Source organism: Caballeronia temeraria (assembly GCF_001544795.2).
In the GTDB taxonomy this organism is placed as follows: Bacteria; Pseudomonadota; Gammaproteobacteria; order Burkholderiales; family Burkholderiaceae; genus Caballeronia; species Caballeronia temeraria.
The window spans coordinates 46,739-68,967 of sequence record NZ_FCOI02000019.1 but is presented as its reverse complement, the minus strand read 5'-3'; the positions used below and the strand labels follow the sequence as shown (position 1 = coordinate 68,967).

The window sequence follows — 22,229 nt, the reverse complement described above, 5'->3', positions numbered from 1 at the left end:
GTTGAGCATGGCGCGCAAAGGCATCATTCTGGCCGGCGGTTCCGGCACCCGGCTTTACCCGATCACGCATGCAGTGTCGAAGCAACTGCTGCCTGTCTACGACAAGCCGATGATCTACTACCCGCTCTCGACGCTGATGATCGCGGGCATTCGTGACGTGCTCGTCATCTCGACGCCGCAGGATACGCCGCGCTTCGAGTCGATGCTCGGCGACGGCAGCCAGTGGGGCATGAATATTCAGTACGCAGTGCAGCCGTCGCCGGACGGGCTCGCGCAGGCGTTCATCATCGGGCGGGAGTTCGTCGGGAACGATCCGTCGGCGCTGATTCTCGGCGACAACATCTTCTACGGACACGATCTCGCGAAGCAACTCGACGCTGCCAATGCCCGCACCGACGGCGCAACCGTGTTCGCGTATCACGTGCACGATCCGGAGCGTTACGGCGTGGTCGAATTCGACCAGCAGTTCCGCGCGCTGTCGATCGAAGAGAAGCCCGCGAAGCCGCGTTCGAACTACGCGGTGACGGGCCTCTATTTCTACGACAACCAGGTGTGCGACATCGCCGCGGACATCAAGCCGTCCGCGCGCGGCGAGCTCGAAATCACCGAGGTCAACTCGCGCTATCTCGCTCAGAAGCAGCTTGACGTGGAAATCATGGGACGCGGCTATGCGTGGCTCGACACGGGCACGCACGATTCGCTGATCGACGCGGCCACGTTCATCGCGACATTGCAGAAGCGCCAGGGATTGGTGGTGGCGTGTCCCGAGGAAATCGCGTATCGCAAGAAGTGGATCGGCGAGGAGCAACTGCTCGAGCTGGCGAAGCCGCTCTCCAAGAACGCCTACGGTCAATATCTGCTCAATCTTCCGAAGGACCAAGTCGCATGGCCATCCAAGTAACTGCAACGGCGCTGCCCGAAGTCAAGATCATCGAGCCGAAGGTGTTCGGTGATGCGCGCGGATTCTTTTACGAAAGCTTCAACGCTCGCGAGTTTGCCGAGCAAGTCGAGAGCGGCGTGGAATTCGTGCAGGACAATCATTCGCGCTCCGCGAAAGGCGTGCTGCGCGGGCTGCACTATCAGATTCAGCACGCGCAGGGCAAGCTCGTGCGCGTGGTGGAAGGCGAAGTGTTCGACGTTGCCGTGGACATCCGCAAGAGTTCGCCGAACTTCGGCAAGTGGGTCGGCGTGATCCTGTCGGCGGAGAATCATCGGCAGTTGTGGGTGCCGCCGGGCTTCGCGCACGGGTTCTACGTCACGTCCGATAGCGCGGAATTTCTCTACAAGACGACCGATTACTGGTTCCCGGAGTTCGAACGCAGCCTGTTGTGGAACGATCCGGCGGTCGGTATCAATTGGCCGGTCGAGGGTGCGCCGCAGATCGCGGCCAAGGACGCCGCCGGTCTCCTTCTTGCCGATTGCGAGGTGTTCGCGTGAGGATTCTGCTAACCGGCCGCAATGGTCAGGTGGGATGGGAACTGTGCCGCGCGCTGGCGCCGCTGGGCGAGGTCGTGGCTTTCGGTCGCGACGGTGCGGACCTGTCGAGGCCCGAGACGCTGGCGCCGCTCGTCGCATCGGTGCAGCCTCATGTCATCGTGAACGCGGCGGCTTATACCGCCGTCGACAATGCGGAGAAGGAAGAAGCGCTCGCGCAGCGCGTCAATGCCGAGGCCGTGGGTGAACTGGCATCGGCCGCGCGCAAGCAGAACGCCCTGCTGCTGCATTACTCCACGGATTACGTGTTCGACGGCAAGTCGGCCGAGCCGTATCGCGAAAGCGGCGAAGTCGCGCCGCTCAACGCATACGGCAGGACCAAGCTCGCGGGCGAGCAGGCGATTCAAGCCGCCGGCGGCGACTGGCTCACGCTGCGCACCACCTGGGTCTACGGCGTGCGCGGTCGCAACTTCCTGCGCACGATGTTGCGCCTCGGATGTGAGCGGGAGACGCTGCGTGTCGTCGCGGATCAGACCGGCGTGCCGACATCCGCGCGCATGATCGCCGATCTCACCGCGCAAGTCGTCGCGCGGGCGCTGCGCGAGCGGGCCGACGGCGAGTTCGAATCGGGGCTGTTCCATATGACGGCCAGCGGCCAGACCACGTGGCACGGCTTCGCGAGCGCCATCATTTCTGCGGCGCGGGAAGCGGGCCGTCTGCCGATCAAGACGACGAGCGTCGAGGCGATCGAATCGCGCGAGTTTCCGACGCCGGCGGCGCGGCCGGGCTATTCGGTGCTGGACAATACCCGGTTCGACGAGCGTTTCCGGCTGCACCGCATGGATTGGCGCGAGGCGCTTGCGCTCGTGATGGACGATTTGCCTGGGGGCGGGAGCGCGCTGGATTGAATACTGGAACACCTATGGCAACGTCGAACCGACTGCGGCATCCGCTCGCAGTGCTGTACTCGCTCACCGAAAACTGGCATTTGATCGTGCAGTTCGTCAAGCGCGAAGTGGCCGGCCGATACAAGGGGTCGTTCCTCGGACTGTTCTGGTCCTTCATCACGCCTTTATTGATGCTCGGGATCTATACGTTCGTCTTCGGCTACGTGTTCAAGTCGAAATGGCGTGCGGATTCCACGAATCCGGTCGAGTTCGCGGTCGTCATGTTCGTCGGCGTCCTCACGCACAATCTGATCTCCGAGTGTCTGACGCGCGCTCCGCTGCTGGTGGTCGGCAACCCCAACTACGTGAAGAAGGTCGTCTTCCCGCTCGAGACGCTGCCGTGGATTGCCATTGGCACGGCGCTTTTTCACATGCTCGTCGCGGGCGTCATTTTGCTCGTCGCCATCTTTCTGTGGCAGGGTCACATTCCCTGGACAGTCGTCTTCGTGCCGGTGATCCTGCTGCCTTATCTCGTGCTCATTGCCGGCCTCGTCTGGTTCCTCGCATCCTTCGGCGTTTTCATGCGCGACCTGGGGCAGGTGATGGGTATCGTTTCGTCTCTGCTCATGTTTCTGGCACCCGTCTTTTATCCGATGACCTCCGTGCCGCAGGCACTGCGCCCCGTGATCATGCTCAATCCGCTGACTTTCGTTATCGACGAGTTTCGTAAGGTCGCCATCTGGGGCGGCCAGGTCGACTGGAAGGGATGGCTGATCTATTGTGTAGTCGCTTACGCGATCGCCACGCTCGGCCTGTTGTGGTTCCAGAAGACACGCAAGGGGTTCGCCGATGTGCTCTGACCGCGCTCTGGAAACCGCCGTCGACGTGTACGCCGAAAGCTCCGTGCGCGCGGCCGTGCAGGTCAGCGGCCTCGGCAAGCGCTACGAAATCTACGCCGCGCCTCAGGACCGCCTCAAGCAAATGGTGATGCCGCGCCTCGCGCGGCTGTTCGGCCGTCAGCCGAAAGAATATTTCCGCGAGTTCTGGGCGCTCAGAAATATCGATCTGTCGATCTCGCGCGGCGAAACCGTGGCGATCATCGGGCAGAACGGCTCGGGCAAATCCACGTTTCTGCAACTTGTCTGCGGAACCCTGTTTCCCACCACGGGCGAAGTCAAACGTAGCGGCCGTGTCGCGGCGTTGCTCGAACTCGGCGCGGGCTTCAATCCTGAATTCACCGGCGAAGAAAACGTCTTCCTGAGCGGGATGCTGTACGGCCTGACCGAACAGCAACTCAAGGAGCGTTACAACTCGATCATCGAATTTGCCGAGATCGGAGAGTTCGTTTCGCAGCCGGTCAAGACGTATTCAAGCGGCATGTACGTGCGGCTCGCCTTTGCGATCGCCGCGCACGTCGATGCGGAAGTGCTCGTCGTCGATGAAGCGTTGTCCGTCGGCGATGTTCGTTTCACGCAGAAGTGCATGCGTTTTCTCAGAGAATTCCAGAAGACCGGAACCTTGCTGTTCGTGAGCCACGACGTGAGTGCCGTCACAAGTCTGTGTTCCCGCGCCGTCTGGCTCGATCATGGCTCGATACGGGAAGATGGTCCGGCGAAAGAGGTCGTCGAGGCCTACCTCGCCGAACAGCACGTCCTGGATCGCAAGGCGCAAGGCGTGGCCGTCACGACTGCGAGAAAGGAGCGCGCCCGCGCCCAGATGAAGGCGCTCGACGTCGTCGACCCGCGCCTCGCGCAGTTGCGAGAAGCGAACACGATCCAGGTATACGAGTTCGATCCCGCCGCGGACCACGCGGCGTTCGGCGCGGGCGGCGCGACGATCGTCGAAGTAACGCTCACCGATGAAGACGGTCATCCGGCGCAACTGCTGCACGGTTCCGATCTCGTCACGCTGGAGATCCGGGTGAGCCTGCGCGCGCCGCTCACGAACCTGATCTTCGGCTTCTACGTGAAAGACCGGCTCGGCCAGCGGCTGTTCGGCGACAATACGCATCTGACCTACGAAGATGCGATCGAAGGTCAGTCCGACGACGAATTCCGGGCCCAGTTTCAGTTCCGGATGCCGATCATGCCGGCGGGCGCGTATTCGATCGACGCCGCGGTCGCATCCGGGACGCAGCAGGAACACACTCAGCAGCACTGGGTACATGACGCGCTCCAGTTTCGCGCCGTCGACAGCACGATGCGTCACGGCCTGGTCGGGATTCCGATGCTGCGTATCAAAGTTGAAAAGGAGAGGTCCGTCGCATGATGGAATTTACCGGCGAGCGATATCTGCCGACCGAGGAAGGCGATATCCGTTATGAACACTGGCACCGGTACGCGTGGGCCGGTCAGGCCATCGCGGGCCTCAATGTGCTGGATGTGGCCTGCGGCGAAGGATACGGTTCGTCGATCCTCGCGCATCGTGCGCGTTCGGTGACCGGGGTCGATATCTCGCCGGAAGCCGTCGCGCACGCCCAGTCCGCGTACAAGGACGTCGCCAATCTGTCGTTCATGACGGGCAGCGCGAGCCAGTTGCCGCTCCCGGACGCGCAGTTCGACGCGGTTGTGTCCTTCGAAACCATCGAGCACCTGTACGAACAGGAAGAGATGATTTCCGAGATCCGCAGGGTGCTGAAGCCCGGCGGCTTTCTGATCTTGTCGTCGCCGAACAAGAAGGTGTATTCGGACGACCGCGACTACCATAACGAATACCACGTCAAAGAGCTGTACTTCGAGGAGCTCGACGAGTTGCTCAAGCGGCACTTTCCGCGCGTGAAGTATCACGGGCAGCGTATTGCGACGAGTTCGGTGATCGTTCCGCAACGCGACCCTGGCGCGTTCTACAGCGCGCATACGCTGAACGGCGATGCGCTCGATTCGCGCACGGCGGAACTCGACTCCATCATGTATTTCCTCGCGGTGTGCAGCACGGAGCCGCAAGGCGACACGCCGGGTCTGGCCGCGTCGGTGTTCTTCGAGGAAGGCAGCGATCTCTACGCGCGCCGCTACGAGATCATCGACTGGGCGAATCGCCAGAGCGAGGAAATCGTAGCGCGCGACAAGGAGATTCGCCGCTTGCAGGGCGAATTCGAGGAGCGGACGAACTGGGCGCTGTCGCTCGACAGCGAACTGCACGTCGCGCGCGCCCGACTCGACAGCCTGTCGGGCGAACACGAGCAGGACGAGCAGCGCCTCGACGTCGCGAAAGCAGAACTGATCGCGGCGCGCGACGAACTCGTCCACCTGAAGGAGAAGTTCGACACCATCCTCGTCAAGGAGCGCGATCGTCTCGAGCGCCTGTACGGCAACGTCACCGAGGAACGCGATGCGCTGCGCGCGCAAGCCGGCGAGCTGCAGTCCAAGCTGACGGAGATCTACGCGTCGACGTCGTGGACCATTACGCGACCGGTCCGTGCCATCAAGCGCGCCGCACGCGGCGAGTTCGGTCCGTTGCTGAAGCCCTTGCGTCCGCACGCCCGCAACTGGGGCCGCAAGGTCTATCAGGCTTTGCCGCTGAGTCATCAGCAAAAGACGAAGCTTGCGCATGTCGTCTTCAAGGCGGCTGGACCGCTCTTCGAAGGCGTCGTCTTCTATGAAGCCTGGAAGCGCCAGGGCGAGCCGCTGGAAAATACGCTCGGGCGCGGGCCCATCGAGCCGGATGCTTTCGAGGGCCTGCTTTCGACCTTGCGTCTGGCTGAAGTCCCGGAACCGAAAGTGTCGGTCGTCATTCCGACCTACGGCAATCTCGCGCACACGCTCGGCTGCGTGCGTTCCATTACCGAGAACATGCCGAAAGCGTCGATCGAGGTGATCGTCGCGGAAGATGCCTCTGGCGATCAGGAAATCCTGCGGATGCGCTCCATTCCCGGGCTGCGGTTCATCGAAAATCCGCAGAATCTGGGCTTCGTGCGCTCGTGCAATCGCGCGGCCAGCTTCGCCAAGGGCGAGTACGTCTACTTCCTGAACAACGATACCGAAGTGACGCCGGGCTGGCTCGACACGATGCTCGACGTCTTCGATACGCGCTCCGACTGCGGCATGGTCGGCTCGAAACTTGTCTATCCGGATGGCCGGTTGCAGGAAGCGGGCGGCATTCTGTGGAGAGACGCGTCGGGCTGGAACTTTGGCCGTCTCGACGATCCGTCGAAGCCCGAGTACAACTATCTGAAGGAAGTCGACTACTGTTCGGGCGCGTCGCTGCTGCTGCCGCGCGCGCTCTTCGAACAACTCGGCGGATTCGACGAGCATTTCGTGCCTGCCTATTGCGAGGACGTCGATCTCGCTTTCAAGGTCCGCGAAACCGGCAAGAAGATGTATTACCAGCCGGAATCCGTGATCATTCACTATGAAGGGATTTCGCACGGTACGGATACCGGCACCGGAATCAAGGCCTATCAGGTCACGAATCAGGCGAAGATCCGCGAACGCTATGCGCAGTTGCTCGATGCCGAGCATTTCGACAATGGCACGCACGTCCACGCGGCTCGCGACCGGACCGGCAAGAAGAAGTCGATTCTGATCGTCGATCATTACGTGCCGCAGCCGGACCGCGATGCGGGCTCGCGCTCGGTGTTCTGCGTGATCCGCACGTTGATCGACATGGGCCTGAGCGTGCACTTCTGGCCGCAGAACCTCTGGTATGACGCCGCCTACGTGAAGCCGCTGCAGGCACTCGGTGTCGAGGTCTACTACGGCAACGACATCGCGCGCCAGGGCTTCGACGATTGGATCAAGCAGAACGGCGAATCGTTCGACTACGTCATGCTGAATCGTCCGCACGTGAGCGAGCCGTTGATCGCGCCGCTGCGCCAAAATGCGCCGAAAGCGAAACTGCTCTACTACGGTCATGATCTGCACTTCGAACGTTCGATGCGCGAATTCAACGTGACTGGCGATCCGGCGCTCAAGCGTCGCTCGGAGGAGGAGCAGGCGCAGGAGATGAAGATCTGGCGTGCTGTCGACGCGGTCTACTACCTTTCCGCCACCGAAGCCGAAACGGTCAAGCGACTCGCGCCGGAAGTCACGTCGCGATCCTTGCCCGGCTATTTCTTCGAGCCTCGGGGCGAGCCGGGCGCACCCGCGAGCCTGACCGGACGCGGTCATGTGCTGTTCGTGGCGGGCTTCGGTCATCCACCGAACGTGGATGCCGCGAAGTGGCTCGTGCTCGACATCCTGCCGCTGCTCAAGCAACAGGTGCCCGATGTACATGTCAGCCTCGTCGGATCGAATCCCACCGATGAGGTCAAGGCGCTCGCCGGTCCCGATGTGACCGTCACGGGTTACGTGACCGACGCACGGCTGGAAGCGCTTTACGATTCGTCGCGCGTCGTCATCGTGCCATTGCGTTTCGGGGCCGGTGTGAAGAACAAGGTCGTCGAGGCGCTGCATTTCGGCACGCCCCTCGTGACCACGTCCGTGGGCGCGCAGGGCCTGCCGGGTCTCGACGAGATCGTTGCCGTCAAGGACGACGAGCAGGGTATCGTCAGCGCGGTCCACACTTTCCTGACGGACGACGCCGCCTGGCTTCGCGCGTCGGCGGGGGGCCGCCGCTACGTGGCCGAGCACTATTCGCGCGAGGCCATGCGTCGAGGGCTCGAGCAGGATATCGACGTGAGCGGCGCGGTGACATCGCGCAACGAGACGTCGCCGGCATAAGCGACGCGGCTCATCACGGAAGGCGGCAGGCACATGCCGCACGACACAATCAGATTGCGGCCGCTGCATCGACTCATTGCGGGCGCGGCGCAGTACAGAGGTGAAGCATGAAGCATTCCGATAATCCCGGCGCGCTGGCGCCCAAGCTCGTTCCGATTATCATTTGCGGCGGTTCGGGAACGCGGCTCTGGCCGGTTTCGAGAGAAGCATTTCCGAAGCCGTTCATGCGGCTCGCGGATGGCCAGAGTCTGCTGCAGAAGGCGTACTTGCGGGCTGCGGCGTTGCCCCACGTCACCGACATCATGATCGTGACGAACCGCGATACCTATTTTCTCGTCAAGGACGACTGCGCCGAAGTGAAGGTCGACGGCGTGCAGATCGGGTACGTGCTCGAGCCGGTTGCGCGCAACACGGCGGCTGCGATCGCGGCGGCGACACGCATCGCGCGCGAGCACTACGGCGACGAAGCCGTGTTGCTCGTCATGCCGGCGGATCAGCTCGTGGAAGACGTCGCGTCGTTCTCGATAGCGGTCGAGACGGCTGCGCGCGCGGCCCAGGAGAACGGCATCGTCGTGTTCGGCATTCAGCCGACGCGCGCCGAGACGGGTTTCGGCTATATCGAGATCGACGAACGGCCGGAGTCGGCCGTGGCCGTCGCGCCCGTCAGGCAATTCGTGGAAAAACCGGTCGCCGAGGTAGCCGAGCAATTTCTCGCAGGCGGCCGGCATCTCTGGAACGCGGGCATGTTCTGCTTCACGCCCGGCACCATGCTCGCCGAACTCGATGTCCATGCGCCCGGCATCGCCGAACAGATCTTGCCCGCGGTCGATGCGGCTTCGGTGAGCGAGTCGAACGACAGCTTCACCGTCGAACTGGACGCGGCGGCGTTCAAAAACGTGGAAAGCATCTCGATCGACTATGCCGTGATGGAGCGATCGAAGAACGTGTCGGTCGTCGCGTGTTCGATCGGCTGGAGCGATATCGGCTCGTGGAAGGCCATCAGCGAGCTGAGCCAGCCTGACGCGAATGGCAATCGCGTCGAAGGCACGGTCGCGCTGCACGATGTATCGGACTGCTATATCCGCGGCGAAAACCGTGTGATCGGGGCTTTGGGCCTGCGCGACCTGATCATCGTCGACACACCCGATGCGTTGCTCGTCGCGGACCGGAACAGGACGGAAGACGTCAAGGCGATCGTCAGTCAGCTCAAGCGTGCGAAACACGAAAGCTGCGCGTTGCACCGTACGGTTCACCGTCCGTGGGGAACATACACGGTGCTGGAAGAGGGCGAGCGCTTCAAGATGAAGCGAATCGTGGTGAAGCCGGGCGCGTCGCTTTCCTTGCAGATGCATCATCATCGAAGCGAACACTGGATCGTGGTGCAAGGCTGCGCCGATGTCGTCAGCGGCGAGAAAACCGTGCAGTTGCAGCCTAACGAGTCGACGTATATTCCGGCGGGTCACAAGCATCGGCTCACGAATCCGGGCGTGCTCGAATGCATACTGATCGAAGTTCAGTGCGGCGAGTATCTGGGCGAGGACGATATCGTGCGGTTCGAGGATCTTTACGGACGGCTCAAGGCGCCGGCGGCTTCGGCGTGAGGGCTGGGCGCCCGCTGCCGGGCGCTCTTTTGACTGAAATCGCGCCGGCGGCCAGAGGTTAACAGGAACATTCCGCCGACTCGAAGCGCGTGCTGCTTCAGCAGATTTGCATTTGCGGGAAAGAGATTCATACACATCGCTGAAAAGAAATTACCTTCTAACGTCACTGACTGACGTCACGCACTTCTATTGAGTCTCGTATGCCGCTTTGGTCTGATAGCCGGTCTTTGCGTGAAGCGATAAGCGGACACGACAACAACTACACACTCATCCGCGCGATTCTCGCGGCCAGCGTCATTTACTTCCACGCTTTCGCATTGACGCGAACGCCCGGCGCAATCGATCCTCTGAACGCAATGCTGGCGCCGGTGTCCGACATCGGTGACCTGGCTGTTCAGTCTTTCTTTTTCTTGAGCGGGCTCTTTGTTGCACAGAGCTATTCGAACGATCCCAAGACGATTCGCTTTATTCTGCGCCGCTTCTTTCGAATCTGGCCCGGCCTTTTTGTCTGTCTGTTCGTCACGGCGTTTCTCTCGTGCGCGATTTCGACGCCGAAGGAGTTCGCCCGTTTCGCGTTCTTCAACGGCGTGTACGAATACATCCTGAGAAATGCGGTACTGGATCTCACCTGGTATATCCCAGGCGTTTTCGAGGACCATGCACTGAGCGCAATCAATGGTCCCATTCACACGTTAGTGATGGAAGCCAAAATGTATGCGCTGCTCGCAGTTCTCGGTGCAGTTGGCCTGCTCGCCACGACGCGTCGGCTTGGCATCACGTGCGTCCTTGCGGGCGTAGCCTGCCTGATGGTTGGAAGCACGTTACCCGACATCGGATGGTTTTTTTCCGCGCCCTATGCGCATCCGGCAGCGGCGATGTTTTTTGCGGGGTCAACCGCCTTTGCTCTGTCGCGCTGGATTTACCCGCGCCTGTGGCAGGGCATTCTGCTTGGCATCGCCACGGCGATTCTTCCCGGCGGCGCACACAAGTTCATGTTTTTCGCGACTGTGGCCTGGGCGCTGCTCTACCTGGGTCAGTCGCCCATGCTCGCAAAGCTGGGAAGGCCGCGCCAGGACCTCAGTTATGGCATTTACATCTATGGATGGCCTTGTCAGCAATTCGTCGTCGCCGCTACATCGACGCACGTCAATCCCTATCTGATGGCCGCGCTGGCCCTCCCGCTATCGTGCGTGTTCGCGGCGGCCAGCTGGAACCTGATAGAGAAACCCGCGATCAGGCTCGGACATCTTCTGCCGGCAGTGACGATCAACTCGATCAAGCGACGGGCCTCTGTCATCACCGACGTGCAGCGTCGTGCGCTCAGGCTCGGCGGCGTGCTTTTCGTCATGCTGGCCGCTTGCATATCGATGCGAATCGCCACGACCGCGCATGACTTCGTCGTGCCGAGTCCGCTGACTGTGCGCATCGTCGATTTCGGGCCCAAAGAGAGCAAGAAGGGAACGCCGTTCAACGAGCAACCGGATGGCACGTTCGCGATATGGCTGAAACTCGACGGCGTGCCGCCAACCGGCACGACCGTCTATCTGGCGGGCCATAAGCTGGATACGTTCATTACCGCAGGAGTGGCCACCGCGAATATCAGCCCTTCGATTATCGCGACGGCCGGGGAGAAGAGCGTGTATCTCGAACGGAGAACGGTGCACGGCATCGAGCGATCGAAGTCGGTGCATTTGTTGATCAGCGAGTGAGATTCCTGATGTCGCTTATCGCGGCTTCGGGCTGCAACGTCTGATCCCGGAGATGAATCTCGCTCCAGCCCGAAGCTCGTCTGCCTAGCCACCGCACTTCGCGGTGCGCTCGGCGGTGATGTCGGTCGCCGTTTCGTCTTTGAAATCGATGAAGCGCTTGGGCTGCGTCGCCGCGCAGAAGCGCGCCTGCAGGGCGTCGGGCGTTTCGCCTTCCACGGCCTTGATCGACATGTCCCGATAAACCACGCGAAGGGACGCGCCCGGACCATAGGAAATCGGGTTGTAAATGGGTTTCGCTCCTGAGACGAATACCGTCGTACCTCGCTCGACCTGACCCAGCGCCGCCTGAGCCGATTGGAGCTGCTTTTGATTAGTCATCCCCAACGTGCTGTAATACGTCACGATATCGAGGTATCGGCCGGTCGCAAGCGGAACGGCGAATATCGATACGCAGAGGAGAACCGAAAGCGCTTTGCCGGCATGCTTTTTCGAATAGACGGCGCCGAGGCTAATCGCGAGAAAGAAGTGCGGCGCGTACAGGTAAAGCTCGTCGCGATGCTTCGGAATGAGCAAGGTCGGTCCGAGCATGGCCGCAAATCCGAGTACGCCGAATCCGACGATCAGCCATTGCTTGCGCGACAAGGTAAATGCAGAAAGCAGTGTCAAGACAGCGAGCGCCAGCGCCCACCATTTACCAAAAAGATTGAGGTAAAGAAGGGTAGACGCATAGAACCACAAATTTCCGATGATCGAGAGCGGATTGAAATCGAGGCTATAAGGATTCGCGCTATCGAGAGGTTTGTGGGTCTGAAGAAAACCGTAGCAGACCAGATAGGCGAGAAATACGGCGAGGTAAGGCGCGAGTTGCTTTACCGCGAGTCCCGGTTTCTTTTGCTCCATTAACAGGCTAAGCACGAAAAGCAGCGCGATGTTGGCGAGCGCGAATTCCTTCGTCCTGATCGACAGCGCGAGAAGAATCGCACCACACAGATCGAGCAGCAACACGCCGCCACGTTGTATGGAGAGTTGTCGAACGAGGAGTGTGAGAAGACAAAGCGTTGCCCCGAGCACATCGAATATCGCTGCAGACCAGGTGAGCGAGGTTTGCGAGGACAGCCACGTAGCTGCGAGCAGGGCACTGAGAAGCGCGCCGGCACGCGGCATGAAGCGCGACGCGATCGCGTAGACCAGCATGCAGTTGAGCGTGTGCAGGCCGAGGAAAACCGCGGCATAGGCCTGATGGTTCAAGCCGAATAACTGGTACATGAGCTTGATCAACGCGCCGCCGACCGGTCGATCATTGTAGATCATGCTTGGGAATATCTTCAGATACGTAGGCCACGGCCAGGAGAGCGCGTGTTCGAGCCAGTTCCAGTCGTCGAAATAAAAGTACAGCTCATGCCCGATCAGCCACCGGTTATAAAGGAAACTCATCAGGATAATGGCGACGAGACACGACACGCCTTGCAGCGCGTTTGTACGGTCGGGCGTTGCAGCTTCACCGCCGCTCAGTATTCGGTTCAGCACATGTTCTCCACGTTTCAGAAGGCGCTATCAGGCCTGCTTCACAACTCTCGCCAGCGCGGCGATCGCATTGTCTGACTGGGTGCGAGCGGTTCAGGATCGCCGCTCTCCGGCGCGAAAACGCGCTCGCACGAGATAGACGGGTCGATGCTTCGACTCCATATAAATGCGCCCGACGTATTCGCCGACGATGCCGATTCCGATCAGTTGTACGCCCCCGAGAAACAGGATCGCGGTAATGATCGAGGCGTAGCCGGGGACGTCGATGCCAAGCACGATTGTGCGTATGACGAGATAACTCGCATAAACGAGCGAAAAGAGCGCGACCACGACGCCCAGATACGACCAGACGCGAAGCGGCAGGGTGCCAAAGCTCGTGAGGCCTTCGAGCGCGAAATTCCACAGCTTCCACGCGGAGAACTTCGTTTTCCCCGCGACTCTGGACTCTCGCGTGTAAGAGATCGTCGCCGTGCGGAACCCGACCCAGGAAAACAATCCCTTCATGAAGCGCCGGCTCTCGGGCAGCATCTTGAGGGCGTCCACCACTTCTCTCGACATCAATCTGAAGTCGCCGACGTTTTCGGGAATCTTCACTTCCGAAAGCATGTTGTGCATTCGGTAGAATGCGGCCGCCGAAAATCGCTTCATGAACGTATCGCTGGCGCGATCGGCACGGCGGGCCACGACCACGTCGAAACCTTCCTGCCACTTGGCGACCATTTCCGCGATCATTTCGGGCGGATCCTGCAAATCCGCGTCGAAGGGAATCACGACATCGCCGAGCGCCTCATTGAGACCCGCCGTCAACGCCGCCTCCTTCCCGAAGTTGCGCGACAGCTCGACGACGTGAATACGGGCATCGCCACGCGCGCATTCGATCAGTTTGAGCAGGGTCCGATCCCGGCTGCCGTCGTTCACGCAGACGATCTCGTAGTCCACGGCGGCGATGGCCTCGAGCGCCATCTGAACGCGGGGAAAGAACTGGTCGATGGTTTCTTCTTCGTTATAGAAGGGCACCACCAGAGACAGTAACGGTTTCTTCATCGCGTTTGATTCTCTTTGTACGTGAGCCGCATGCCGGATTGTCGGGAACGGGAGGCATCGCCGTCCCGTGAATGAACGCGGGGCGCGCGCACTGGCACCCGCTGCGTCTGAGGCCGGGCAATCACGTAGCGTTGCAGCTTGCCATCGGCATCGATAGGGATGACAGCAGTGTCGAAATGAGCGGCGACTCTGTAGAATGCCGAGCTTCATCGCGCGGGCGGCAGCCGCCCGAAGTATAGCGCCCCGGCATGTGAATCATTGATCAATCGTGTTCGATGCAACAATCCGCGAGAGAGGAATGGCGTCGGCGCGTATAAACGGCGTGATACCCTTAGGGTTTGCGCGAACGAGTAATTTTTACGGACGGCAGTTCATGGTAGACACTACCGTTGATTTTTCACAGCAGAATAGTTCGACGTCCGGGGGAGTCTCCGGCTTTCGTTTTCTGGGTTTGCTGGCAATCCCTCTTATTGTTGCATTAATCCTGCTCATTGCAGTCAATTTCGTCGTTTTTCGCGCGCTTGATTATTATCACTGGGTAAAGCCTGAATCCGTCATGGGGACCATGGTTCAGACCGAGGGCCTCGTCGAGCATCAAATCGTTCCGGGGAAGAAAAATATCATCGTCATTGGAGATTCGCGGGTGAGCGAAGGCTTTTCCGCGGTGATCGCCAATGCGACGAGCAACCGTCCGGACCTGAATTTCATCCAGGCGGGAATGCCCGGTACCGAGCCTCGAGTCTGGTATTACTTTCTCCGCAAGATCGATCCCAAGCAGCAGAAGTTTTCGGCCGTCGTACTCATGGCCTCTCATTTCGATGACGGCCATCAGCCCTACGATCCGGCGGCGCGAGTCGACGATCTGACCTATCTGCAACCGCTGGCAACCTACAAGGATGCATTCAAGATTGCCAGCACGTTCAACGGAATCGAAGCCGGGATTCATGCGTTCGCGACCATGATGCTGCCGCTCACGGCCGCGCGCGTCGATATTCAGGATTTCGTTCTCCACTCGAGAAAGCGCGTCGACGAGGCGCAGCAATGGCACGAGCATTTTTACGAATGGTCGCTTGGTTATCCGGGGCAGGAGGGAAGTGTGCCGTCGCTCGACAAAAACGACCTCGCGAAATTCGACTTCAAATCCGCAGGCTTGCCCCCGCTCAAGGTCAATGCGATGGATGTGTATGTGAAGGGCCTTCTCGGCCAGGGCAAGACGATTCCCGCTGCCGACTTCGGTCGTTATCGCTCGAAATGGTTTGGCTCGATCGCGGACGAGTATCAGCGGGCCGGGGTATCGGTCTTTGTGTTTCAGGCGCCGCGTGGGCCGTATGAGACGTCCGGGACGGCATCTGCCGCGGACACCCGCGACGGCTCGCTGCGTGTCATGGCGCGCGAGGGCCGCCTCAAATTGCTCGATTTCAAGCCGCTCGAACAACTCGAAGAGCCGAAATACTTCTTCGACTCGCTGCACGTCAACGCTGAAGGGCGCAAGATCATGAGCCCGGCGCTCGCCCATCTCGTCTCAGAACAAATCCCCGCGACCCGATAGCACGATGCTGTTCAATACCTTCGAATACTGGATTTTTTTCGCCGTCGTCGTCGTCATTCTGGCGTTTCTCCAGCCGTCAGCGAAGCGGCTCGTCATCGTCGTCGCGAGTTATATTTTCTATTCGTTCTGGGACCCGCGCCTTTGCGCGTTGCTTCTCGCATCGACGGCGGCCAACTATTATCTGGGATTGCTGATCGAGGGCGCACCCGAATCACGCAAGAAAGCTTTCGTGACGGGAGCCGTCGTATTCAATCTCGTGGTATTGGGTTTCTTCAAGTACTTCGATTTTTTTGCAAACTCATTGACAGCGCTGCTTGGGATTTCGGGACATCCATGGGCGCTCGACATCATTTTGCCGGTCGGTATCAGCTTCTTTACGTTTGAAGGCATCGCCTATTGCTGCGACGTCTATCGCAAGCACGTGCGCGCGGTGCGCAGCTTCGTCGACTTTGCGTTGTTCATCTCGTTTTTTCCTCACCTGGTTGCAGGTCCGATCATCCGGCCCGAGAACTTCTTTCCTCAGGTGCGAAACAACCACGGGCTGACCACCGTCGACATCAAATGGGGCTTCTGCCAGATCATCAAGGGCCTCGTAAAGAAGATCATTTTCGCCGACTACTTCGCGATAATCGCCGATGCATATTTCAACGATCCAGTGAACGCGACGGTGGCGCCGGTCATCGGCATCATTGCGTTTGCGATGCAGATCTATTTCGATTTTTCCGGCTACACCGACATCGCGCGGGGCTGCGCGGGGCTGCTCGGCTTTCGCTTCCCGTCTAACTTCGAGCGCCCGTACCTGGCGGTCAACATCGCCGATTTCTGGCGCCGTTGGCATATCTCGTTGTCGACCTGGCTGCGCGACTATCTGTACATTCCGCTCGGCGGGAACCGCGTGTCGCCCTCACGCGTGTATGTGAACCTGATGATCGTGATGGCGCTCGGTGGGCTGTGGCACGGCGCGAGCTGGAATTTCATGGTCTGGGGCATCGCGCACGGCGCCATGCTTTGCGTGCATCGTCTATGGGATCGAACGCTCGGCCGGCGATGCGTGGCGCCTGCCGTTCTCAAGCCATTTACGACCGCGTTGTGCGTCGCGTTGACCTTTGTTCTCGTGGTTCTTGCCTGGGTCCCGTTCAGGGCGAGCGACTTTGCGGTGACGGCGACCATTTTGCGTCAGCTCGCATCCGCGCGGGTGCTGAGCCTCGATGGCGCCACTGGCTTGTATTGGGGGCTGCTCGCCGCCTGTTCACTCTGGTGTCTCATTGACTGGAACCGGCGCTTGCAGCATTGGTTCGTCGAGCAGATGCCCTACATGCTGGTAGGCGTTCCCGTGGCGCTTGCGTTTATCGCGCTGCAGATTCTGGGGCAGTTCGGCCTTCAGATTCCGTTCATCTATTTCAAGTTCTGATACCTTGTCTGAGTGCGTGTCCCCGGGACACGCACTCAGACAAGAGACCGCGAACGCTCTTACGCGACCATCACGCAGGGCGCTGCTCGGAAAGGCGCTCGATGTTCGTCTGAAACCGGCGACGCGCCGTTTCATAGAGCAACATGTCGAGCGCATTCACTTCCATCAAATCGCGATACAGTGAAGCGCCCAATTCGGTCTTGATATGCTGGATGCGATCTTCGAGTCGACCGCTGCGGCCCGGAGAGGAGTTCTGAATATTAAACTGACTTTCCAGTTCTCCGATCGAAGGACGAAGTAGTTCGCGCAAACCCGCGAGCGATTCGTCGAAAGCTTCGACGAGCCCAAAGAAGGGCAGAGCGGCCAGAGCGGAAAGCGCCCGGACATAGTCTTCGTGCGTTGCGCGCGCATGGCGCATGTCGCCCTGAATCCCGGCCAGATGAAGGACCTGAAAATTGCGGCATACCGCAGTGGCATCGCGACTCACCGTCCACTCGGCAAATTCACGTAGTCCACCGCTTTGCGCGATTTTGACGCTCGGGCTCGTGCTGTCCGGTGATTGCCTCCGCTCGAATTCATACACGGAGGCGAAACGATCCAGCGGATGCCGCAGAAACAGGATTGGAATGAAAGTGAAATCGGCGTGACGCGGCAAGGGGAGTCGCGCCTGATGGCTCGATACCGCCCGAAGCCGCGGGTTCGCGACGACGAATTCCAATAATTCATCCGGACTCACCGTCGACCACGGATGCGGGCCCTCGATATGACCATGTTCATCTTCCGAGAAATTTCGACTCAGAATCGCGTCGACAGTCGAGCCTGCGTTTTTGAACAGGTGATAGTGAATGATCACTGAGCGCATCGGTTTTTCTTCCCTTTTGGTGTGATGCGGATCACTTCGCGCCGCTGTGCGTCAACGCGTAATCGGTCAACTTCCCGACGCATTCGAGGACATCGGAAGTCATGGTATTGACGACGAGTTCCGGCGTGCGAGGAATCTCATAGGGCGACGTGAGCCCCGTGAAGTTCTGTATCTGACCCGCCTCGGCGAGTTTGTAGAAACCCTTTACGTCCCGTGCGTTACAGGTCGGATAGTCGGCTTCCACATAGATCTCGTGAAATGTCGGGCCGATGATCTGGCGCGCTCGTGCCCGTCCGGCTTCGAAGGGCGAGACTAACGAGACGAACACGACAATCGAGGCCTTCGCGCATAAGGCGGCGACTTCGGCGGCTCGCCGCACGCTCTCGGCGCGACCGTCGGCGGAAAAATTCAGATCGGAATTCAGGCCTCCGCGAAGGACATCGCCGTCGAGAACGATGGTGTGAAATCCCTGTTCCGCGAGTTGCCGGCTGGTGCGGTACGCGAGCGTGGATTTTCCCGCCCCCGACAAGCCCGTCAGCCAGAAAACAGGCCCGGAACGGGTAGTAAGCCCAAAATCATCGAGACACATCGCTGCTGCACTCCCAACTGCCCGCGTCATATGTATGGCCACGCAAATTAACAGTTGAATTTTAGCAACTATATAAATCAGACAACAAAACAAGTACTTAGGAAAGTTTTTGTTACATAAAAGGGAGTCGGCTAACAGCTACATTTTTTGAGATGCTCTATACTGAGAGGTTGTGCGCTGAAAGGGCGCATCCATTGTCGTGCTGAGCGATCTGGAAGTCGGCTCACATTTGAAATGGAACGGGCCGCAATATCAAATGGAGTCGGAGGAACGAATTGAACAACAGGATTGCGGTGATCATCCCTTGCTATAACGAGGCGAAATCCATAGGAAAGGTGGTTGCGGACTTTCGGCAATCCCTGCCCGACGCAGACATCCACGTTTTCGACAACAACTCGACGGACGGCACCGCGGAGATCGCACGGCGCGCGGGTGCACACGTTCGCGGCGTCAGCCTGCAGGGCAAGGGCAATGTCATCCGGCGGATGTTCGCCGACGTGGAAGCAGACGTGTATGTGATGGTCGACGGAGACGATACCTATGACGCCAGCGTCGCGCCGAAGCTCATCGACGCACTGGTCAACGACGGACTCGACATGGTGGTCGGCTGCCGCGTAACGGATGAGGCCGCGGCGTACCGGCCGGGGCATCGCTTCGGCAACGCCATGTTGACCGGCTTCGCGGCGTCCATCTTCGGCCGCACGTTCCGCGATATGCTGTCCGGCTACCGGGTTTTCTCGCGCCGTTACGTGAAGTCTTTCTCGGCACACGCCAAGGGCTTCGAAACCGAGACGGAACTGGCCGTGCATGCACTCGAACTTCGCATGCCCGTTGTCGAAATCGACACAATTTACGGCAGCCGGCCCGAGGGATCGGAGAGCAAGCTGAACACCTATCGCGACGGCTTCCGCATTCTCATGACGATCCTTCGTCTGTTCAAGCTCGAGCGTCCGCTGGCTTTCTTCAGCATCTGCTTTGCGCTGATGCTCTTGCTCTCGATCGTCCTGGCCGTGCCGGTCTTCGAAACATATTTCGCCACGGGCCTGGTGCCACGGCTGCCGACCGCGCTGCTGTGCGCGGCGCTGGCCTTGCTCGGCTTTCTTTTTCTCGTGTGTGGACTCGTGCTCGATACGGTCACCAAAGGCCGGCTGGAAGTAAAGCGTTTCGCGTATCTTGCAACTCCCGGTCCTTCGATGGCGAACACCAGATGATCGTTCAGTTTTTCCGCTTTGGCGTAGTCGGCGTGATCGGCTTTCTGGTCGACAGCGCCGTCCTGTACGCGATGCTCTGGCTCTCGATGGGCTTCATGTCGGGGCGATTCGTATCGTTCCTCTGTGCCGCGACGGCGACCTGGGTTATAAACCGGCGCATCACGTTCTCGCCCAGCGCGCATCGCAGCGTGCTGCGCGAGTGGGTGAGCTATATTGTCGCGATGTCCGGCGGCGGGGTCGTCAATCTTCTGTGCTACCGCCTCGTGATGTCCTCGTTTCACTATCAGACGTATCTGCCTCTGCTGGCGGTCGGCGCCGGTTCGATCGCGGGTTTGCTGGTCAACTACACCGTGGCGAAATTCTGGGTGTTCCGGCGGCCGAAGCACGATCCGAATCCGCAGAACTGAGCCGTGTAGTCTGCGTTCACGCCGAATGCGCGGGAGGGTATCTCCGCGTGTGTGAGTTCCCGGTTGGCCCGCCTCCGCACACGTACGGACGGCGCGAGACTGTTCAATTCGATCAAACTTGATGACTTCGCGTTTCCCTTCAGGACTTCGATTTGCGGCTGCGCTTGCGAGCGCCGCCTTTGCGTTGATCATCGTCTGGATGCTCGTTCTGCTGTGGCGGTATGCGCTCGTTGCGCCGCCCAGCTTCGACGGCGCGATGAATCTCAACACGGCGCAATCGCTGTTGCACGGCACCGGATACGGTTTCTTCTATGACCGCTTCTTCGGCTTCCCTGCACAGACGGACGGCCCGTTCATACTGCCCGCTGCGCTTGCGTTCTGGATCGGCGGTGTGAGGCCGTTCACCACGCAGGTCGTCAATCTCGTGTACGTGTTCGCGCTTGTCATTGTCATCGTAACGCTCTTGCGGCGGCTGAATGTGTCGCTGTGGCTCGCGCTCTTCGCGGTCACGGGATGTCTGATGACGCCGGGCTTCGCCGAATTCTCGATGAACGGATACGGCGAGATTCCCATGCTCGTATGGTTCATTGGCGGTCTGATCGTGCTGCTGCCGACCGGACCGGACAGCGGACTCAGCGACCGTCGTCTCTTCGCGGCGGGGTTGCTGTTCGGCGTGTCCTACTTGACGAAGGTCGTGGCGCTCGTCTGCATTGCGCCCGCCGTGCTGGTTCTCGGCTGTGTGATCCTCGCGCAACCGCGCCGGTGGACCCGCCTGTTCGCGCTTGCCGCGGGCTTCGTGCTTCCGATCGTGGTCTGGGAAGTGTTCCGGCTCATACAGTTGCGCCACCTGCACGACTATGTCGACTGGTGGCGCTATCAGCTCGCACAGATCCGCTCGCAGTCCGGCGCGAAGCGCACGGGAGCGGTGCATCATGGACGGATCGAATCCGGGCTCCTGCATCTGAAGGCGCTCTCGGAGATGAGCGGCGTTCCACCCGTTGCGCTTGCCGCGCTGATCGTCGTGCCGATCGTCCTGGGCGTACTTCTGGCGATCAATCGGTCGACGCCCACGCGCGTGCGTCTGGGGATCGGCGTTTTGTCGGTGGTGTGCGGACTCTATTTCTTCTGGTGGTTGTTCATCACGCCGGAGGCCTACTTGTGGCTGCGCCGGATCATTGCCGGCTTGCTTCTGCTTCAGTGTCTTCTGGCCGCGATGCTCGTGGCAACGTACGCGCGGGTCGCATCGGTGTTCGCGAACTGGAAGGCACGTCGGGAGGTGCTGCCCGCGGTGGCGGCAGCGGCGCTCGCCTTCGCGGTATTCGGGCAGATCAGCCTCATGCGAACCGGCGAATTCATTTCGAATCCGCCGCAGCCGCCGGGCTATGCGCTTCAGATGTTGCGGGTCGCGCAGGACGTGAAGGCGCTGCCAGCCAACGCGACGCTCTTCGGAACGGGCTGGTGGCAGTCCCCGGTCATCGCGCTGTTCTCGGGGCGGCATTTCATGAACCTCGAACACTGGCCGGTCGACCGAATCAATTCGGTGCCGGTCAAATTCCTCGTGACCGATATCTATTCGCAGGGCATCGCAGAATCGACCATTCAGGGCGTGCTGGATCGCGCGTCTTACGTTCCCGTGATGAAATCGGATGGCGGGTCGATCTACCGTCTCGGTGCGGTCCGGCCCTATGTCCCGTTCACGACGAAGGATGAGAATCCGGCGAATCTGTCGAGCAGTCTCGACTTTTCGCGCGCTGATTACGATGCCCGGCGGGGGATATATCAACGCGAAGGCGATCGCGACGCCTGGATGTCGCCGGATGCCGCCGTGCTGCTCAAGCGCAAGCACCAGGATACGGTGCGCATCGGGATCGAGGTCACGCCTGAACTGATCCGGGACGTGGGTCCGCATTACCCCGTCCTGGAGATTTCGAGTCCCGGTTGCCTCGACCGGAAAGCGGATCTCACCGAGAGCGGGGTGCATACCTTCGTGCTTTCGCTGGACTGTCCGGGTTCGGATGAGGACAAGCCGCTCGAGATCGATTTCCATGTGGATCGGCATGTGCCGTTCATTCCTCAGATCGACTCGGATAATCGTCAGCGCTCGGTGCGACTGCGCTACGTGCGTCTGGAAGCCGATGCCGTGGCGCCTGCCGCACAAACCCTCGCTCCTCAGCCCGCCGCCCAGGATTGAGCCGCGCATTGGGCCCGGCCGCCGCGGCTGGCCGGTGCCCATGATTTGATTCAGAGCATCGCAGCTATCGGCCGCGGTGTTGGTCGACGGCGCCCGCGCGCGAATCGTCCTGACCATGCGGCTCGCGTTGCTCGTGGCACATCGACGTATTCC

General features: G+C 60.2%; 17 protein-coding genes. 13 read left to right on the top strand and 4 right to left on the bottom strand.

The features are described from left to right. Positions 1 to 7 precede the first annotated feature (7 nt). The 8 genes from rfbA (at position 8) to AWB76_RS24630 (ending at position 11,288) form a co-directional block, all read left to right on the top strand. Positions 8 to 901 carry a glucose-1-phosphate thymidylyltransferase RfbA gene (gene rfbA / locus AWB76_RS24665; RefSeq protein WP_061162758.1) on the top strand — a complete coding sequence of 298 codons (894 nt, stop codon included), beginning with the start codon at positions 8 to 10 and terminating at the stop codon, positions 899 to 901. Then, complete coding sequence (rfbC, locus tag AWB76_RS24660; RefSeq protein ID WP_061162757.1) at positions 886 to 1,437, top strand: dTDP-4-dehydrorhamnose 3,5-epimerase; 552 nt, start codon at positions 886 to 888, stop codon at positions 1,435 to 1,437. The genes rfbA and rfbC overlap by 16 nt, the downstream gene beginning before the upstream one ends. Beyond that, entirely contained in the window at positions 1,434 to 2,342 is a 909-nt protein-coding gene (gene rfbD / locus AWB76_RS24655) for a dTDP-4-dehydrorhamnose reductase (protein WP_061162756.1), read from the top strand. Before rfbC ends, rfbD begins: the two co-directional genes overlap by 4 nt. 14 nt (positions 2,343 to 2,356) lie before the next feature. Further along, positions 2,357 to 3,181, top strand: coding sequence for an ABC transporter permease (locus tag AWB76_RS24650; protein ID WP_061162755.1), 825 nt, complete (start codon positions 2,357 to 2,359; stop codon positions 3,179 to 3,181). Continuing rightward, positions 3,171 to 4,589, top strand: coding sequence for an ABC transporter ATP-binding protein (locus AWB76_RS24645; protein WP_082864526.1), 1,419 nt, complete (start codon positions 3,171 to 3,173; stop codon positions 4,587 to 4,589). The genes AWB76_RS24650 and AWB76_RS24645 overlap by 11 nt, the downstream gene beginning before the upstream one ends. Further along, the gene (locus AWB76_RS24640; protein ID WP_063936398.1) at positions 4,586 to 7,978 is read left to right on the top strand and encodes a methyltransferase domain-containing protein; all 3,393 of its coding nucleotides are present in this window, start codon (positions 4,586 to 4,588) and stop codon (positions 7,976 to 7,978) included. Before AWB76_RS24645 ends, AWB76_RS24640 begins: the two co-directional genes overlap by 4 nt. A 107-nt stretch (positions 7,979 to 8,085) precedes the next feature. Beyond that, positions 8,086 to 9,579, top strand: a complete 1,494-nt coding sequence (locus tag AWB76_RS24635; protein WP_061162754.1) for a mannose-1-phosphate guanylyltransferase/mannose-6-phosphate isomerase — start codon at positions 8,086 to 8,088, stop codon at positions 9,577 to 9,579. A 200-nt stretch (positions 9,580 to 9,779) separates the two neighbouring features. After that, positions 9,780 to 11,288, top strand: a complete 1,509-nt coding sequence (locus tag AWB76_RS24630) for an acyltransferase family protein (protein WP_082864525.1) — start codon at positions 9,780 to 9,782, stop codon at positions 11,286 to 11,288. 84 nt (positions 11,289 to 11,372) lie between these two features. On the opposite strand, the gene AWB76_RS24625 is transcribed toward AWB76_RS24630, so the two are convergent. Continuing rightward, complete coding sequence (locus tag AWB76_RS24625; RefSeq protein ID WP_167357783.1) at positions 11,373 to 12,815, bottom strand: hypothetical protein; 1,443 nt, start codon at positions 12,813 to 12,815, stop codon at positions 11,373 to 11,375. Positions 12,816 to 12,905: 90 nt separating this feature from the next. Then, a complete protein-coding gene (locus AWB76_RS24620; protein ID WP_061162751.1) occupies positions 12,906 to 13,856 on the bottom strand; it encodes a glycosyltransferase family 2 protein in 951 nt (316 codons plus the stop codon). Positions 13,857 to 14,229: 373 nt separating this feature from the next. Between AWB76_RS24620 and AWB76_RS24615 the strand changes: the two genes are divergently transcribed. Together AWB76_RS24615 and AWB76_RS24610 are read left to right on the top strand one after the other, a co-directional pair. Further along, positions 14,230 to 15,405 (top strand): hypothetical protein, encoded by a 1,176-nt coding sequence (locus tag AWB76_RS24615; protein ID WP_157696204.1) that lies wholly within the window; start codon positions 14,230 to 14,232, stop codon positions 15,403 to 15,405. Positions 15,406 to 15,553: 148 nt separating this feature from the next. Beyond that, a complete protein-coding gene (locus AWB76_RS24610; protein WP_157696203.1) occupies positions 15,554 to 16,816 on the top strand; it encodes an MBOAT family O-acyltransferase in 1,263 nt (420 codons plus the stop codon). 70 nt (positions 16,817 to 16,886) lie between these two features. On the opposite strand, the gene AWB76_RS24605 is transcribed toward AWB76_RS24610, so the two are convergent. Continuing rightward, positions 16,887 to 17,678, bottom strand: coding sequence for a sulfotransferase family 2 domain-containing protein (locus tag AWB76_RS24605; RefSeq protein ID WP_061162748.1), 792 nt, complete (start codon positions 17,676 to 17,678; stop codon positions 16,887 to 16,889). 31 nt (positions 17,679 to 17,709) lie between these two features. Then, a complete protein-coding gene (gene cysC / locus AWB76_RS24600) occupies positions 17,710 to 18,267 on the bottom strand; it encodes an adenylyl-sulfate kinase (protein ID WP_157696202.1) in 558 nt (185 codons plus the stop codon). A gap of 275 nt (positions 18,268 to 18,542) precedes the next feature. Between cysC and AWB76_RS24595 the strand changes: the two genes are divergently transcribed. From AWB76_RS24595 to AWB76_RS24585, 3 genes are all read left to right on the top strand, one after another. After that, entirely contained in the window at positions 18,543 to 19,478 is a 936-nt protein-coding gene (locus tag AWB76_RS24595; protein ID WP_061162746.1) for a glycosyltransferase family 2 protein, read from the top strand. After that, positions 19,475 to 19,885 (top strand): GtrA family protein, encoded by a 411-nt coding sequence (locus AWB76_RS24590; RefSeq protein WP_061162745.1) that lies wholly within the window; start codon positions 19,475 to 19,477, stop codon positions 19,883 to 19,885. The genes AWB76_RS24595 and AWB76_RS24590 overlap by 4 nt, the downstream gene beginning before the upstream one ends. Positions 19,886 to 20,006: 121 nt before the next feature. Continuing rightward, entirely contained in the window at positions 20,007 to 22,076 is a 2,070-nt protein-coding gene (locus tag AWB76_RS24585; protein WP_157696201.1) for an ArnT family glycosyltransferase, read from the top strand. Positions 22,077 to 22,229 lie beyond the last annotated feature (153 nt).

What these genes read in the sequence shown, in the direction of transcription:
- rfbA (WP_061162758.1), top strand. Translation starts at nt 8, where the DNA reads ATGGCGCGCAAAGGCATCATTCTGGCCGGCGGTTCCGGCACCCGGCTT.
- rfbC (WP_061162757.1), top strand. Translation starts at nt 886, where the DNA reads ATGGCCATCCAAGTAACTGCAACGGCGCTGCCCGAAGTCAAGATCATC.
- AWB76_RS24650 (WP_061162755.1), top strand. Translation starts at nt 2,357, where the DNA reads ATGGCAACGTCGAACCGACTGCGGCATCCGCTCGCAGTGCTGTACTCG.
- AWB76_RS24645 (WP_082864526.1), top strand. Translation starts at nt 3,171, where the DNA reads ATGTGCTCTGACCGCGCTCTGGAAACCGCCGTCGACGTGTACGCCGAA.
- AWB76_RS24640 (WP_063936398.1), top strand. Translation starts at nt 4,586, where the DNA reads ATGATGGAATTTACCGGCGAGCGATATCTGCCGACCGAGGAAGGCGAT.
- AWB76_RS24635 (WP_061162754.1), top strand. Translation starts at nt 8,086, where the DNA reads ATGAAGCATTCCGATAATCCCGGCGCGCTGGCGCCCAAGCTCGTTCCG.
- AWB76_RS24630 (WP_082864525.1), top strand. Translation starts at nt 9,780, where the DNA reads ATGCCGCTTTGGTCTGATAGCCGGTCTTTGCGTGAAGCGATAAGCGGA.
- AWB76_RS24620 (WP_061162751.1), bottom strand. Translation starts at nt 13,856, where the DNA reads ATGAAGAAACCGTTACTGTCTCTGGTGGTGCCCTTCTATAACGAAGAA.
- AWB76_RS24615 (WP_157696204.1), top strand. Translation starts at nt 14,230, where the DNA reads ATGGTAGACACTACCGTTGATTTTTCACAGCAGAATAGTTCGACGTCC.
- AWB76_RS24605 (WP_061162748.1), bottom strand. Translation starts at nt 17,678, where the DNA reads ATGCGCTCAGTGATCATTCACTATCACCTGTTCAAAAACGCAGGCTCG.
- cysC (WP_157696202.1), bottom strand. Translation starts at nt 18,267, where the DNA reads ATGTGTCTCGATGATTTTGGGCTTACTACCCGTTCCGGGCCTGTTTTC.
- AWB76_RS24590 (WP_061162745.1), top strand. Translation starts at nt 19,475, where the DNA reads ATGATCGTTCAGTTTTTCCGCTTTGGCGTAGTCGGCGTGATCGGCTTT.
- AWB76_RS24585 (WP_157696201.1), top strand. Translation starts at nt 20,007, where the DNA reads ATGACTTCGCGTTTCCCTTCAGGACTTCGATTTGCGGCTGCGCTTGCG.